Genomic DNA, 15,594 nt, shown 5'->3' on the forward strand with positions numbered 1-15,594 from the left:
AGGCAATGAAAAGAGAGAAATATCTAAAAACCGGAATTGGAAGAGAATTTATCAAAGCTCTTATTCAAAAAATATAGCTGTCAGGCTCATATCCGCCGCGGCGGACAAAGGTTCGAGTCCTGTTCCCGCTACTAAGTAAAACACCACTTGAAAAAGCTGGTGTTTTTTTTGTTTATAACCATTTCATATTATGGAAGAATTCGTTGTTTACATTTTGTATTCAGAAAAGTTCAATAAAACCTATACCGGTTTTACTTCTAATTTAATTGAAAGATTCAAATCTCACAATCTTCTTGAAACAAAAGGTTATACCCTAAAATTCAGACCATGGAAAGTAATTCACGTAGAATTTTTTAATTCTAAATCAGAGGCAATGAAAAGAGAGAAATATCTAAAAACCGGAATTGGAAGAGAATTTATCAAAGCTCTTATTCAAAAAATATAGCTGTCAGGCTCATATCCGCCGCCGCGGACAAAGGTTCGAGTCCTGTTCCCGCTACTAGACCGGACAAATGAGAAAAAGACTCATTTGTTCGGTTTTTTTTACGCTTCAAAGTATTGTTAATCAAGAAAATATACTTCGCGATTACGTTTACTCTTGGGGTTCGATATGTACTCCCATCAAAAATCAATTTATCCGGAAATATCGAACCCACTACACATCGTTTGGTTTCTATATCACCTTCTTTATATGCAGATGATAACTTAGAAAGAGCTTCTAGTACCTGATCGAGACTTCGTTTAATATTAAGATTTTTTCTTTCTGACAGATATACCGTAAGTTCTCCCTCCAGCTCTTCAATCCTCTTTCTGCATTCTTCTTTTACTTCTTTGTAATCATCTGCATCAAGTTTTTCAGTAAAAAGTAAATCCCTTGCTTTTCCAAGTTTTACATTATATCGTTCAATATCACCTGCTATAGCTTTTCGTCTTTCATCGAAAATAGAGGTAATATTTTTATAATTGATCATTATAATATCATGCAAAATATCTTTTATAGCAATTGGAAATTCATAATTTGCCAAATCATCCTCGAATATTGTATTTGCCTTAACTGCGCTTTTTCTAAATCCACATTTTGAAATACAATGATAATAATAGAAATAACCTCCTTTTGAACCTTTCGAAGCACTTCCTGTTAAATTTCTTCCACAATCAGGACAAATTAAAAATCCTCGTAGTGGAAGATTATCATCTGACATTATTTTAGCATTAGGACGCACCTCAGATTTATTTCCATCCATAACTTCCTGGACTTTATAAAATAATATTTCTGAAATTATAGGCTCATGCTGGCCTTGCACCAAATGTGCTTCCTCATCCTTATATTTTTGGATAAAAACTTTACCACAATAAACAGGATTACGCATTGCCACGTGAAAGGCACTTTTACTAATCGTTTTTCCACGCTTGTTCATGGCTTGTCTGACTTGATCCGCAGCTAATATACCTTTTGAAATTTCATTAAATGCCCATCTAATATTACTAGCTTCAGGTTCCTTTTGCCCAATATATTTTTTACCGTCTTCTTTGCTGCGGTTGATATAACCAAAAGGAGCCATCCCTAATACCCGACCTTCTTTTTTTGCCCGACGCATACCATGAAATGTATTGAGTGCACGTCTGTCATTTTCAACCTCTGGTGCTGCGAGATATATGGCTAGCATCATTTTATTTTCAGGGACAGAGAGATCAAGAGGCTGTTCAACGGCTTGGGGTTCAACTCCTAGTCCATTAAGCATATTTATCATTTGATAGGCATCACCAGCATTCCTGCTGAATCTATCCCACTTTGTGAAGAGTACATAGTCAGGTCTTGTTTTACGCTTTTTTAGTTCCACAAGAAGCCTTTGCCATTCTGGTCGTTTAAACGTTTTAGCAGAATGGTCTTCAAAAATAACCGTGCTAACATGAATCTGCTGATTATCACAATACCTGCGCAGGCGTTCATCTTGATCGCGCTGGGAATATCCTTTATCGGCTTGCTCTTCTGTAGAAACCCTGATATATATAACTGCACTTTTCATAACTTCAAAACTTTAGTTAACATATTACAATACTGATTATTAGCATTGTCAAAGATAATATTTTAGGGCAATTTAAAATGCTTTTTCAGCACAAGAGATGTTAAACTATGTAAGAAGTCGATTATTAAAACTACTTCTTCATACGTTACATCCATTCCTGCCTTTTTCATTTTCTCAAAAGCTTCTTTATATGGTATTTTTTTTATCTCAAAATCATTCATTGCCATGATCATTTAAGCTGTGCAGAATTGCACTAGCTATCTAATTTATCACAGCGATTTAGGTCGTAATCTAAAATGACAGTTGATGGAATCTATTGGCTATGATTGTCAAAGCTAGCAGATGAAAGATCATCACTCCATATCAAAACTACAGTCTGGTTCCGCATAGATCATAAAGATTGAAGATCAGCCCATTCTTCTAAATTGAATCAGGTCAGTAGATCTTTTTTCTTTGATTCAAAAAAAGTATCTTTAAACCCTTAATATTAATGCCTTACATTAGATTCTCATCAAATTTTGTTATTGCAAACATCTTTTAAGAGTAAAATCGAATTTCATTATGACCTAATGATATTTTTAAAATTACAAGTAAACATAAAATGGAAGATTATGTTTATGGACAGCCCGTCATATACAGCAATGTATCTGGCGGGTTTTTTAAGTAATTTTCGCTTGTCTCTTTTTACCCTAATGTAATACAATCCCATTTATAAATATTTTATTGTCGTATTACATAATAACTAATAGGAGTATTCTTTAAACTTTCATTTTCCGGCTTAAATGGGTTTCTAATAGGTCAGACGATGTTACGTGGTAAACCATGTAAATAAAATAATTTTCGGATTCTTCTGCTCCCTTCAAATCATTTGAGTGCAAAACTTTGTATTTTATGAGTTTAGAAAAATTTAAAATTAAGCAGTAGAAATTATCATATTTTTACTGCTTAATTTGTTTATTAATCACGCCAGCTTAAAAAACAGTGTGTTTAAATATTTGATTTCCAATTGTTGATTATTAATGTTTTATATATGACCTTAAATTTAATTGAAACAAGATGTCAAAAAGGATTTTAGATGAAATGCATTAACAGGGAAAGACCAAAAATCGATAGAATAGGCTGTCCATGACAGATAAAGACTTTCCTAGACAAGGAAGCTGAATTTATTTATGTGCCTTTTTGATCACGTTCTTGATAAGGCAAAAGAACTCGATGCTATTCCATTTGATATTTCTAATATAGAATTCACATTATAATGAGCAAAGCATCTTTAATTACATTGTAAAAATATAACATTGATGATCCTGCCATTTAATTATGGCAGGAATTATTTTTGGAGATGACAAATGATATCTAAAATTAACAACTTTAACATTTAATTTATTTTAACTTATATTTATATAAGTACCTTTGTTGTATATATTTACTTCTCATGAAAAGATTTTACGTCATATTAATTGTTACCCTTGGCCTCTTCTTAGTGCCAACGGCAACTTTTGCATGTGGAAATCTTTCAAAGAAAGCTTCCTGTACTAAGGAAACTTCTAAAACCCATAACGATGATTGCTGCTCAGAAGAAGGCGGTCATTCCAAAAAGGAAAACCATGATGGCTGCGGTCATAAATGTGGACATGCTTCATGCGGGTGTGCTTCAGTTTGTAATGGAGGTATCTCCTTTTTAAACGAACTAGAATTCAAAAACAATACTTTGAGTCTTTTTTCTCAAAAACAAAAATTCTACAATTCAGAAACCTCAATTTTAACAGGTTTCTATTCTATCTGGCTTATACCTAAAATAAGCTAAAAACCTTTTTTGATAGCCATACGTGTGCCAAAGAAGGAAGCCATTTGCTTTTCATTATTTTAATTTTTCGCTTATATAGAATAATAGTCTATACACCTCGTATATACAATTATTTCTCATAAGGCTACATTCACTTCTAAATACATTTTAAAATGAAATCAATTCAAAAAGGATTGATGGCAATTACAATATTGCTATCAGTCATAGTGTATGGCGCACCTATAAAAAATGCCAAAACCGTAAACACAAAAATTTATGGTAATTGTCTAATGTGCAAAACTGCTATTGAAAAAGCAGGAAACATCAAAAATATTGCTTTGGTAAACTGGGATGAGAACACCAAAATTGCGGCCATTACCTACGACCAGAAGAAAACAAATCAGGAGGAGATCCTAAAACGAATTGCCTTAGCGGGATATGACAGTGAGCAATTCTTATCTCCTGCCGAAGCATATGCAAAACTTCCACAATGCTGCCAATATGAAAGAACAAATAAGATGGCTGTCCCAATGAAAGAATCAAAAATGGATATGGAGAAAATGGATCATTCCCAGCATACAACCGCAGTTCTTCCAGATGCACAACAAGAGAGTCCATTTAAAACAATTTTCGACAACTACTTTGAGCTAAAAGATGCTTTAGTGAAAACAGATGCCAAGACTACTGCAATCAAATCTAAAGAACTTCTTACTGCAATCAATGCTGTTAAAATGGACAACCTAAAACCTAAAGAACATACTGCATGGATGAATGTAATGAAAAGTTTAGCTACAGATGCACAAAACATTTCTGAAACCCAGGATATTAAGAAACAAAGAGAATCCTTTAAAAGCTTATCTAAAGACACTTATGATCTTATAAAAACTACCAATCAGCCACAACCAGTTTATTATAATCATTGCCCAATGGTTGATGCGAATTGGCTGAGCAAAGAAAGTGGTATCAAGAATCCGTATTACGGTTCCCAGATGCTAAGCTGTGGATCAACTATAGAAACAATCAAATAATCCCAAATCAAAAATGAAAAATATAATTACAGGTACTTCAATCCTTGGAGCATTAATCTTAGGAACCCTATGGCTGTCTTCTTGCAGTAAATCAGATGATATGAATATGTCCGATCCAAAATTGAACATAAACTATCCTGCCGCATATGTGGTCAATGGTCAGGACGGCACAATTTCAGTAATCAAATTGGCAACCAATGAAGTTACAGAGACCGTCAACCTTATGGGGACCGGAACTGATATGATCATGTGGCCGCACCACATTTCTTTACATTCTAATCACCTGGCCATTGGCGTGCCCGGAATGGACTTCTCTGCCGGTCATACTGCCGGCATGGAAGGAATGACAGGTAAACTCCTAGTAATTGATGCCGTCAATGGAACAACAGTAAAAAACATTAACCTGCCAATGATGAACCATAACACGATCTACAGTCCAAATGGTTTAGAAATTTGGGTACCTCAAATGGACATGAATGGAAAAGTTCTGGTTTATGATGCATTAACATACACATTGAAAAATACCATTGCAGTGGGCATGATGCCTGCTGAGCTTACCTTTTCTTCTGACGGCACTAAGGCTTATGTCGCTAATGGAGATGATAATACTGTGTCAGTTATAAATACGACAACCAAACAAGTTACAGCCACTGTTGCTGTAGGGAACAACCCTGTGGGTGCTTGGACAGGAAGTGACGCCAGAATGTATGTTGATAATGAAGACGGGCAATCTATCTCGGTAATCAATGTGGCAACGGATGCTGTAGATCAAACCATTGATTTAGGATTTATGCCTGGAATAGCGTCTCACAATGGCAATAAGAAGGAACTTTGGGTAAGCGATCCTGTTAATGCAAAAGTACATTATTGGACTTGGGACCAGACTATGATGATGTGGATGCATGGAGGTGTATTTACTACTGGCACGGGTGCACATGCGATAACATTTACAGCAGATGGCAATACAGCATATGTGACCAATCAGACAGCCAATACAGTCTCTGTAGTTAACGTATCAAATCACACTGTCTCTAAAACTATTAATGTAGGCCGAAAACCCAATGGGTTGGTGCTAAAAATGTAAATCCTATCCTAAAAGGTATTCAAAATGCCAACTGGAAATTGAATTTGCACAATCAAAAAAAGAATAATTCGTATAACACTCAAATAAAACAATGTTGGACAAAACAACATTTATAAGAGATAAAAACTAAAAAAAATGAAAAAAATAATTTTCTCGACCCTTATAATGGCAATTGTACTTACAGCCTGTAATTCAAAAAACAAGGAAACTACAGCTCCTGAAGCTGCTTCCGGGACCACTCAGAGTGATTCACAATTGTATGCCTGTTCCATGCATCCTGAAGTTACAGGAAAAAAAGGAGACAAATGTTCCAAATGCGGAATGGAATTAACCGAGCCAGTAAAGGAAACTACTGAAAAAAGTGCAGAGGTAAAAACAACTCAAGCTGCTCAAGCAACATTTTCTATAAACGAAATTGTGAGCAATTATCTGACTTTAAAAAATGCATTAACCAAAGATGATACAAAAGGAGCTGCAAATGCCGGACAAGCATTGTATGCAATTTTTAATAATGTAAATCCCAATTCAATAGATTCGAAATTAAAGACAGAATATCTTGATATTGCTGATGATGCTAAAGAACACGCAGAACATATTGGAGCTAACGGTGGAAATATCGAACACCAAAGAGAGCATTTTGCCATGTTAAGTAAAGACATGAATGATTTGATAAAATCTTTCAAATCAGAGCAAAAATTGTATCAAGATTTTTGCCCTATGTATGATGGTGGGAAAGGAGCTATTTGGATAAGCGAAACCAAGGAAATCAAAAATCCATATCAAGGTAAAAAAATGTTAACCTGTGGTTCTATGAAAAAAGAACTGTAAAGCAGTTAACTACTTCTAAATATATCGGGTTATTTACATAATGACCACTCAATGTTACGGTGACTATTGATGTTCCGAATTTATTGAAATGGAAAAAATGCATCTAATTTTTTAGACTGCCCTTTGATCCACTCTTTAACCAAATATTCACTTATGATATGTGTTTTTCATGTAAGTAAGTTGATAGAAATCTTTTCAGAAACATCAATAGTAACCTGTTTTTTAACAATTAAAATTAAATAAAAATGAAAAATGTAATTCTTTCAGCCATAGTTATGGTATTTGTAATGGTTTCTGGTAATGCACAAAGCAAAAAAACAGAAACTAAATTTTCAACTGAACAAATTGTAGCAAATTATTTAGCATTAAAAAATGCACTTGCAAAAGATGACACCAACGGAGCTGCTAAAGCTGGAAAAGCATTGTATGCGACTTTCAAAAGCGTAAATATAAAATCGATAGATCCAAAATCCAAAGCAGTATATCTTGATATATCCGACGATGCCAAAGAGCACGCAGAACATATTGGGGCTAATGGTGGTAATATCGAGCATCAAAGAGAGCATTTTGCCCTACTGAGTAAAGACGTAAATGATTTGATCAAAACTTTTGGAGCTGCAAAAACACTATACCAGGATTCTTGTCCTATGTATGATGGTGGAAAAGGAGCTATCTGGATTAGTGAAACAAAAGAGATAAAAAACCCTTACTATGGTTCCAAAATGCTTACCTGCGGTTCAATGAAAAAACAATTGTAAAATGAAACGATTCATCAGAAAGATTCTTTTTATTGGGTTAATTATTTTTCTACTAATGCAATTGTATCAGCCTGCCCGAAATTCCGATTACGGGCAGGTTTTACCAATTCACATTTCGAGAGTCTATCCCATTCCCAAAAATGTACAAACGATTCTTCAGACTTCCTGTTATGATTGTCACAGCAACAACACGCAATATCCATGGTACTCCTACATACAGCCGGCACGTACTTTCATGGAGGGACACATTACTAAGGGTAAAGAAAATTTGAATTTTAGCCAATGGGGAAGTTATTCCAAACGAAAACAGGAAAATAAATTAGACCGAATTGCCAAGCAGATAAAAGCCAACGAAATGCCTTTGGCTTCCTATACGCTGATCCATAAAAATGCAGTGCTGAATACTTTTCAGAAAGAACAGCTGCTCAATTGGATTGAAAAAGTAAGCGATAGTCTTGCACAAATAAATTAAATCTATGGTACACAAATTAATAGAATGGTCGCTGCGAAACCGTTATATCGTTTTACTATTATCGGCAGGAATATTTGTATGGGGTATCATCTCTATTCAAAAAAATCCTATTGATGCTATTCCCGATTTATCTGAAAATCAGGTAATCGTATTTACAGAATGGATGGGACGTGCTCCACAGCTCGTTGAAGACCAGATCACCTATCCCTTGGTTACCAACCTTCAGGGATTGCCCAAAATTAAATATGTAAGAGCTGCTTCCATGTTTGGTATGAGTTTTATCTATGTCATTTTTGAAGATGATGTTGATGTATACTGGGCAAGATCAAGAGTACTGGAGAGGCTCAGTACTATTAGCAGCACCTTGCCCAAAGGAGTTGCCCCGCAATTAGGACCCGATGGAACTGGGGTTGGGCATATACTCTGGTATACTTTGGAGGCACCCGGTATTGACCTTGGCGAACAAAGAGCGCTACAGGACTGGTACGTCAAGTTTGCTTTGCAAAATGTTCCCGGAGTGAGTGAAATTGCTTCTTTTGGAGGATTTCAAAAAGAATACCAGGTTACCATTGATCCAAACAAACTGCTATATTATAAGCTGTCTGTCCCAGAGGTTATAAGTGCTGTACGTGACAATAATAATGAAAGCGGCGGAAGAAAATTCGACATGAGTGATATTGGCTATATCATTAAGACATCCGGTTATCTGAAATCCATCAAAGAGATTGAGGATATTCCACTGAAAAACCAAAATGGCATTCCTATAAAAGTCAGCGATATAGGAACTGTTCAGATGAGCGGGGAAACCCGCTTGGGAATCTTTGATCATAATGGCACTGGCGAAGTCGTTGGCGGTATAGTAGTGATGCGTTATGGTGAAAACGCAGATGCTGTAATTGATAATGTGAAAGAAAAAATGAAGGAAGTTGCTAAAGGGCTTCCAAAAGGGGTAAAATTCAATATTGTATATGACCGGGGACATCTGATTAAAGAATCTATTGATTCGGTGAAGCGTACCTTAATTGAAGAAATGCTTGTAGTGTCCCTTATCGTTATTATTTTTCTTTTTCACTGGCGTAGTGCATTAAGTATTATCATCCAGATACCAATTACAATTGCAGCAAGTTTCATACTGCTCAATGCCTTTGACATATCCTCCAATATTATGTCCCTTACCGGTATAGCACTTGCCATTGGAGTAATAGTTGACAACGGTATTATTATGAGTGAAAATGCCTACCAGCATCTCTCACAACGGTATGCACAATGGGAATCTGAACAAAAAAATGAAACAAACTCTGATGAAAAGAATTAAAAATATATTTCGCAAAAAACCACAGTGGATATCCGAAGAGGAAAGACTCAAAATAATTGAGAAAAGCAGCAAGCAGGTTTCTCGTGGCGTATTCTTTGCCACTGTAATTATAATTACTTCTTTCTTGCCTGTGTTTATGCTTACCGGACAGGAAGGAAAACTATTCCATCCTTTGGCCTATACAAAAACATTCATACTGATTGTGGACGCCCTATTGGTACTTACATTAGCTCCGGTACTGATTTCTTTTTTTATGAAAGGGAAATTCCGTCCAACCGATTCACATCCGGTAAATCGATTTTTGGAAAGAGGTTATGAGCCAATTATACGCTGGGTTCTGAAATGGAGAAAAACAACTCTTGCAGTCAATATTCTGGCATTATTGATTTCTATACCATTATTGATGCGGCTGGGAACGGAGTTTATGCCTCCATTGGATGAGCAGAGTATTTTATTCATGCCTGTTACCCTCCCTGATGTATCTAATGGAGAAATCAAACGCATTTTGCAGGTACAGGATAAAATAATCAAATCGGTTCCTGAAGTAGAAAGTGTTTTGGGAAAGGCAGGGCGAGCTAACACAGCTACGGATAATTCCCCAATGAGCATGATTGAGACCATTATCATGCTAAAACCAAAATCACAGTGGCGTGAAGGAATAGATAAAAAAGATATTATTAAGGAACTCGATACCAAACTCCAGATACCTGGTGTAGTAAACGGTTGGACACAGCCCATTATCAACCGAATCAATATGCTGGCAACAGGAATTCGTACCGACGTAGGAATTAAAGTCTACGGACAAAATCTCGACACCATTGCTCGTGTATCTGAAAGGGTGAAAATGGCTTTAGAAGGAACTCCAGGAGTGTCTGATTTATTTGTAGATCCTATTACCGGAGGTAAATACCTTGATGTGGATGTTAATCGTCAGGAATTGGCCCGATATGGATTAACAGTAGATGATGTAAACCAAACCGTGGAATTTGCTTTAGGTGGTGCATCCATTGGTAATACTGTTGAAGGACGAAGACGTTTTTCAATAAGTGTGCGTATGGCACAGGATTATAGAAATAGCGTGGAACGCATTAAACGCATTCCCTTACAGTCTCCTACCTTTGGAGAAGTGCCTTTATCTGCCGTTGCTGATATTAAATTCGTAGACGGTCCTCCAATGATCAGTTCTGAAAATGCACTCCTTCGCGGAGCAGTCATGTTCAATATACGTGATCGTGATATGGGAGGAACCGTACAGGAAGCGATGAAAAAATTAGAAAGTGCCAAAAACATACTTCCTGAAGGGTACTTTATAGAATGGAGCGGACAATATGAGAACCTGATCAGCGGAGAAAAGACCCTTAAAGTCATTGCGCCGCTAGTATTGCTTATTATTTTCTTCGCCCTCTATTTTGCCTTTAATTCCCTTAGAGAAGCCTTTTTAAGTCTTATAACAGTTCCTTTTGCTTTAATTGGAGGTGCCTATATAATTTTTTTCTGGGATGTCAATCTATCAGTGGCGGTAGCTGTAGGTTTTATTGCCTTGTTTGGTATTGCCGTGGAAACCGGAATTGTAATGGTTATTTATCTCAATGATGCTATGGAGCAGCTTATCAAGGCCAAAGGAAACTCAAGAGAAACCATTACTAAAGAGGATCTAAGGGAATATGTGGTACACGGCGCCGCAAAACGATTGCGCCCAAAACTAATGACCGTTTGCGTCTCATTATTTGGATTGGTACCTGTCCTGTGGTCCAATGGTGTTGGAATGGATGTAATGAAACCAATTGTATTGCCTATGATTGGCGGCGTATTTACCTCTGCCGTACATATCTTATTAGTAACCCCGCTTATTTTCCTAATGTCTAAAGAATATGAACTAAGAAAATATGGCAAACTCGAAGTACATGATGTCAAACATTAAAATACTGGCAGTACTATTGCTTTTACTGCCATTACAGCTATTGAGCCAGACCAAACAGGTCTTGTCTCTCGATACAATCCTTCAAAGGATTGATAAAAAAAATGTTCTTCTGCAAAGCTATAGTTTAAAGGCAGAAGGATATAAATACAGTGCCGATGCCGCAACAGCATGGATGGCACCAATGGTGGGTGTGGGAACCTTTATGACCCCCTATCCTTTTCAGGAAGTTATGGATGATCGCGACAAAGGATCTTTAATGTTCAGAATTGAACAGGACATCCCCAATGTAGGAAAGCTAAACAAGAAGAAAAAATTCATCCAGTCCCAAGGAAACATTGAGAATGCTACCCGTGCCGTTACCCTTAACGACTATAAAGCACAGGCCAAACAACTATATTACGGTTGGATGGTAGCCGAGCAGCGAATGAAAGTTTTGGATCAAAACGAAAAGATAATGCTCACCATGAAAAAGATTGAGGAAGTGCGCTATCCCTACAACCAATCGCAATTGGGTAATGTATACAAGATCGATGCAAGGATTGAAGAAAATAAAAATATGGTCCGCATGCAGGAAGGTGAAATCGCAAAAGCAAGAGCATGGCTCAACAGCTTGATGAACCAGCCCGGCAATGCTGATTTTGCCATAGACACGAGTATTATCCCCGTCTTTAACCCTGCTTTGCACGACACCACAAGTCTTGCAGGAGTGCGTGGTGATATTAAGAAGATGGATGCAGGGATTGAATCGATGCAGCTCAGTATTGAGGCCATGAAAGCAGAGAAAAATCCCTCTTTTAAAATCCAGTTTGACCATATGAATTCTTTTGATAAAATGATGCCCAAAGCCTATTCGGTAATGGCAATGATGTCTATTCCTATTGCTCCCTGGTCATCAAAAATGTATAAATCAGATACCAAAGCAATGCAGTATAATGTGCAGGCAATGGAGAAAGAGAAATCTGCCATGCTGCAGGAAACCCAAGGTATGTTATATGGTATGCAATATGAAATACTGACCATGCAAAAAAGGATTTTGGGACTCGAAACAAAAATAATCCCTTCTATGCAAAAGTCCCTGGATGTAAACTTTTTGAACTATCAGGAAAACAAACTGCAGATTCCTGTAGTAATTGATTCCTGGGAAGCTTTAAATATGCTGCAGAATAACTTATTAGATGAAAAATTAAAACTATATCAAATGATTGTCGATTATGAAAAAGAACTCTATCGCTAAGTTAGTCGCATTGTTATTCGTTTCGATATTATTATTGACAGCCTGTAACAAGAAAACCGAGCATAACAATAAGCCAGCCCATCAGCATAGTGCAAATCAAGAATATACCTGTCCGATGCATCCTGAAGTTATTCAGGATAAGCCCGGCAGCTGCCCAATTTGCGGTATGGAATTGGTTCCAAGACATACCCCTGGTACGGAAACAGCTATAGACAGCAGCCTAAAACACCTTTTAAAACCCGTCAACGAACAGGTCGTTTCTAATATATCTGTCATAAAACCGCAGGGAGGGACTAAAATATTCTCTCTGCAGGTACAGGGAATTATTACCTACGATACCCGTGAGCAGACCAGCATTTCCAGCAGGGTAAGCGGAAGAATTGAGCGCCTGCTGATTAAGTACAATTACCAGCCCGTAAAAAAAGGACAGCTAATCATGGAAATCTATTCACCTGACCTCGCTGCCGCGCAAAGAGAATTGTTGTTTATTTATCAATCTGATGCAAACAATCCGATGCTTCAAAAAGCAAAAGAGAGACTGTCTCTGCTAGGTATGCAGCAGAAACAAATACAACAGGTATTAAAGACAGGTAAAATTTCCTATCGCATTCCTGTTTACAGTAATGCCACCGGGTACATCTTAGACAATACTGCGACAGCAAACGCTTCTGCAGCAGCTCCTTCGGCTTCACCTCAAAGCTCGGTGTCAGATGATGGCATGGGCGCTATGGGCTCAAGTGGCAATGCAGCATCAAATAATAGCGCATCTACCCCTGCTGCCTCTGCTATTATGTTAAGAGAAGGGCAATATATCGGTGCTGGACAATCACTCTTTACAATCTATACCAACAAAAACCTTATCGCTGAGTTTGCTTTTGATCCATCGGTATCACCCCAGATTAAAAAAGGACAAAAATTAGTGTTTTATGAACCATCAGATAAGCAAACCGTATGTACTGGTATTATTGGACTTATTCAGCCCGTCTTTAAAGAGGGAAGCAACTTTACTATAGCAAGGATTTATTTGCAGGATAATAAATTTCAAACTGGAAAATTAGTAACTGCAACCATTCCTATTGTCAGCAAAGGCTGGTGGCTCCCGCAAAGTGCCGTTCTCAATCTAGGAAATAAATCCATCGTTTTCAAAAAAGAAAAAGACGTGTTTGTTCCCAGAGAAGTTAAAACGAAAAACAATGCTGATGGAATGGTCCTAATAGATCAAGACATCAGTGATTGGGGTATTGCTGGCAATGCGGCCTATATGATAGACAGTGAGAGTTTTATCAAGATAGCTTCAGAAAATAAATTAAAAAATTAAGTCATGAACAGTAAATCAATAATTCGTATTATTTTGCTCATTGCAATGGTTTTTCCACTTCTATTTACAGCATGTGCCCAAAAAGAAGAAAAAAAAGTCAGTCAGGAAAAAGTTCAAACCTATACCTGTCCCATGCATCCGCAAATTGTAAAAGATGGTCCTGGCTCATGCCCAATCTGTGGAATGGATTTAGTGCCCTTCGAAAAAAACAACTCACAGGACTTTCTAACCTTGGGGCCAAGCCAGCAAGCTCTAGCCAATTTGACTACAATAACTGCCGGAGAAAATGAATTTTTAAATTCTTCCCGTCTCAATGGACGTTTGGTTACTGACCCTGAGCAAACTATTTACATCTCAAGCCGAGTGGCAGGAAGGATTGAAGAGTTGTATGTAAAAGAAACTGGTGTTCCCGTTCGAAAAGGCCAGCCTTTATACAGAATATATTCAGAGCAGCTATCAGCCCTGCGACAGGAGTTCCTCATCGCCACAGCACAGGCCACAAGCTTTGCCGAGGATAAACGCTTTGCCCAAATAAAAAATGCTGCAAAACAAAAACTATTATTGTACGGTCAGTCCGAAGCCCAGCTTAATGAATTATTCAAAAAACAAAAAGCATCCCCTTATGTTGATTATTATTCTCCAAACTCAGGAATAGTCGCAGAACTTTCCATTACAGAAGGCCAATATGTAGCAGAAGGAGCCTCTATTATGAAATTAGAAGATTACAATCGTTTATGGGTCGAAGCTGATGTTTATCCAGCCGATGCAGGTAAAATTAAAACCGGCCAAAAGGTTAAAGTTATAGTCTCGGGTTATGAAGATCAGCCCCAAACAATGACCGTAGATTTTATAAATCCTGCCCTGCAAACAAGCAAGCAGATAATACAGCTGCGCGGTACTATTGCCAATCCAAACAATCAATGGCAGGCAGGTCAGCAGGCAATTGTTTTACTGCCTTCCTCAGAACAGAAAATGAAATTGACCATACCTGTGGATGCTGTTATAAGAGACGGAAGCGGCACACATGTTTGGATTGAAATTGGAAAAGGCAAATATCAGCCTAGAATGGTGGCGATTGGTTCGGAAACCTTCGATGAAGTCGAAATTACTAGCGGCTTAAAAAAAGGTGATGTCGTTGTTGCATCTGGCGCCTATCTCCTGTACAGTGAATTTATATTAAAGAAAGGCAAAAACCCAATGTCAGGAATGAAAATGTAATAACCAATCTCACAACAGACGATGAAAAAAATAATCAAAATAGGAATCCCAATATTATCAATCTTCTTACTTATTGCCTGCGGTAATAATGAAAACAAAAAGCAAGAGAATCCTAAGAATAGTGAAACTTCTGTTCCAATTTCAAAGGAAGCCGAAATCAGGATAAATGATGATGTCTTAAATGCGGTATACAGCCAGTATGCCCATTTAACAGTAGCCCTTACCCAAGATAATCTCGGGGAAGCAAAACTGGCAGCCAATGCGATTGAAGCGGGAGCACGGGAAATTAGCAACAACAGTAATCTTGCAGCAAGCGCTGCATCAATCGTTTCAGCTCCTGATATTGAAAAGCAGAGGGCTGCTTATTCTAAACTAAGTAATGAAATGGTTGCCTTGCTAAAAAAAGCAGGAATGGCCGAGGCTGAACTATACGTGGAATATTGTCCAATGGCTTTCGACAATAAAGGAGCCGTATGGATTAGTTCTACCAAAGAAGTGCGTAATCCTTACTTTGGAGAAAAAATGCTCAAGTGTGGTGAGGTGAAAGAAATAATTAAATAATTAGAATCTAAATACATAACTATTTATAATTATTTTTCAGTGTTTAA

General features: G+C 37.3%; 15 protein-coding genes. 13 read left to right on the forward strand and 2 right to left on the reverse strand.

Features of this window, described 5'->3' with window-relative positions; genetic code table 11:
• Positions 1–190: 190 nt before the first annotated feature.
• Positions 191–445 carry a GIY-YIG nuclease family protein gene (locus FLA105534_RS08790; protein WP_173965706.1) on the forward strand — a complete coding sequence of 85 codons (255 nt, stop codon included), beginning with the start codon at positions 191–193 and terminating at the stop codon, positions 443–445.
• Here FLA105534_RS08790 and FLA105534_RS08795 read toward each other — a convergent pair.
• Positions 429–2,027, reverse strand: a complete 1,599-nt coding sequence (locus FLA105534_RS08795) for a recombinase family protein (RefSeq protein ID WP_173965707.1) — start codon at positions 2,025–2,027, stop codon at positions 429–431. The two genes, FLA105534_RS08790 and FLA105534_RS08795, sit on opposite strands and share 17 nt — an antisense overlap.
• Positions 2,028–2,089: 62 nt before the next feature.
• Complete coding sequence (locus FLA105534_RS08800; RefSeq protein ID WP_217427694.1) at positions 2,090–2,254, reverse strand: hypothetical protein; 165 nt, start codon at positions 2,252–2,254, stop codon at positions 2,090–2,092.
• A 1,205-nt stretch (positions 2,255–3,459) separates the two neighbouring features.
• On the opposite strand from FLA105534_RS08800, the gene FLA105534_RS08805 reads away from it, so the two are divergent.
• From FLA105534_RS08805 to FLA105534_RS08860, 12 genes are all read left to right on the forward strand, one after another.
• Positions 3,460–3,831 (forward strand): hypothetical protein, encoded by a 372-nt coding sequence (locus FLA105534_RS08805; protein ID WP_173965709.1) that lies wholly within the window; start codon positions 3,460–3,462, stop codon positions 3,829–3,831.
• A gap of 152 nt (positions 3,832–3,983) precedes the next feature.
• A complete protein-coding gene (locus tag FLA105534_RS08810) occupies positions 3,984–4,838 on the forward strand; it encodes a DUF3347 domain-containing protein (RefSeq protein ID WP_173965711.1) in 855 nt (284 codons plus the stop codon).
• Positions 4,839–4,959: 121 nt separating this feature from the next.
• A complete protein-coding gene (locus FLA105534_RS08815; protein WP_246253198.1) occupies positions 4,960–5,922 on the forward strand; it encodes a YncE family protein in 963 nt (320 codons plus the stop codon).
• 135 nt (positions 5,923–6,057) lie between these two features.
• Complete coding sequence (locus FLA105534_RS08820) at positions 6,058–6,750, forward strand: DUF3347 domain-containing protein (RefSeq protein WP_173965713.1); 693 nt, start codon at positions 6,058–6,060, stop codon at positions 6,748–6,750.
• A 245-nt stretch (positions 6,751–6,995) separates the two neighbouring features.
• Positions 6,996–7,508 (forward strand): DUF3347 domain-containing protein, encoded by a 513-nt coding sequence (locus tag FLA105534_RS08825; RefSeq protein WP_173965715.1) that lies wholly within the window; start codon positions 6,996–6,998, stop codon positions 7,506–7,508.
• Position 7,509: 1 nt separating this feature from the next.
• Positions 7,510–7,980 carry a heme-binding domain-containing protein gene (locus tag FLA105534_RS08830; protein WP_173965717.1) on the forward strand — a complete coding sequence of 157 codons (471 nt, stop codon included), beginning with the start codon at positions 7,510–7,512 and terminating at the stop codon, positions 7,978–7,980.
• Positions 7,981–7,984: 4 nt separating this feature from the next.
• On the forward strand, positions 7,985–9,295 hold the full coding sequence (locus tag FLA105534_RS23925; protein ID WP_173965718.1) for an efflux RND transporter permease subunit: 1,311 nt from the start codon (positions 7,985–7,987) through the stop codon (positions 9,293–9,295).
• Positions 9,282–11,216: an efflux RND transporter permease subunit gene (locus FLA105534_RS23930; RefSeq protein ID WP_173965720.1), complete on the forward strand. Its 1,935-nt coding sequence runs from the start codon at positions 9,282–9,284 to the stop codon at positions 11,214–11,216. Before FLA105534_RS23925 ends, FLA105534_RS23930 begins: the two co-directional genes overlap by 14 nt.
• Complete coding sequence (locus FLA105534_RS08845; protein WP_246253199.1) at positions 11,200–12,450, forward strand: TolC family protein; 1,251 nt, start codon at positions 11,200–11,202, stop codon at positions 12,448–12,450. Before FLA105534_RS23930 ends, FLA105534_RS08845 begins: the two co-directional genes overlap by 17 nt.
• Entirely contained in the window at positions 12,428–13,768 is a 1,341-nt protein-coding gene (locus FLA105534_RS08850) for an efflux RND transporter periplasmic adaptor subunit (protein WP_173965721.1), read from the forward strand. Before FLA105534_RS08845 ends, FLA105534_RS08850 begins: the two co-directional genes overlap by 23 nt.
• 3 nt (positions 13,769–13,771) lie before the next feature.
• Positions 13,772–14,986 carry an efflux RND transporter periplasmic adaptor subunit gene (locus FLA105534_RS08855; RefSeq protein ID WP_173965722.1) on the forward strand — a complete coding sequence of 405 codons (1,215 nt, stop codon included), beginning with the start codon at positions 13,772–13,774 and terminating at the stop codon, positions 14,984–14,986.
• A 21-nt stretch (positions 14,987–15,007) separates the two neighbouring features.
• Positions 15,008–15,547, forward strand: coding sequence for a DUF3347 domain-containing protein (locus tag FLA105534_RS08860; protein WP_173965724.1), 540 nt, complete (start codon positions 15,008–15,010; stop codon positions 15,545–15,547).
• Positions 15,548–15,594 lie beyond the last annotated feature (47 nt).

This window comes from Flavobacterium collinsii (assembly GCF_902804485.1).
In the GTDB taxonomy this organism is placed as follows: Bacteria; Bacteroidota; Bacteroidia; order Flavobacteriales; family Flavobacteriaceae; genus Flavobacterium; species Flavobacterium collinsii.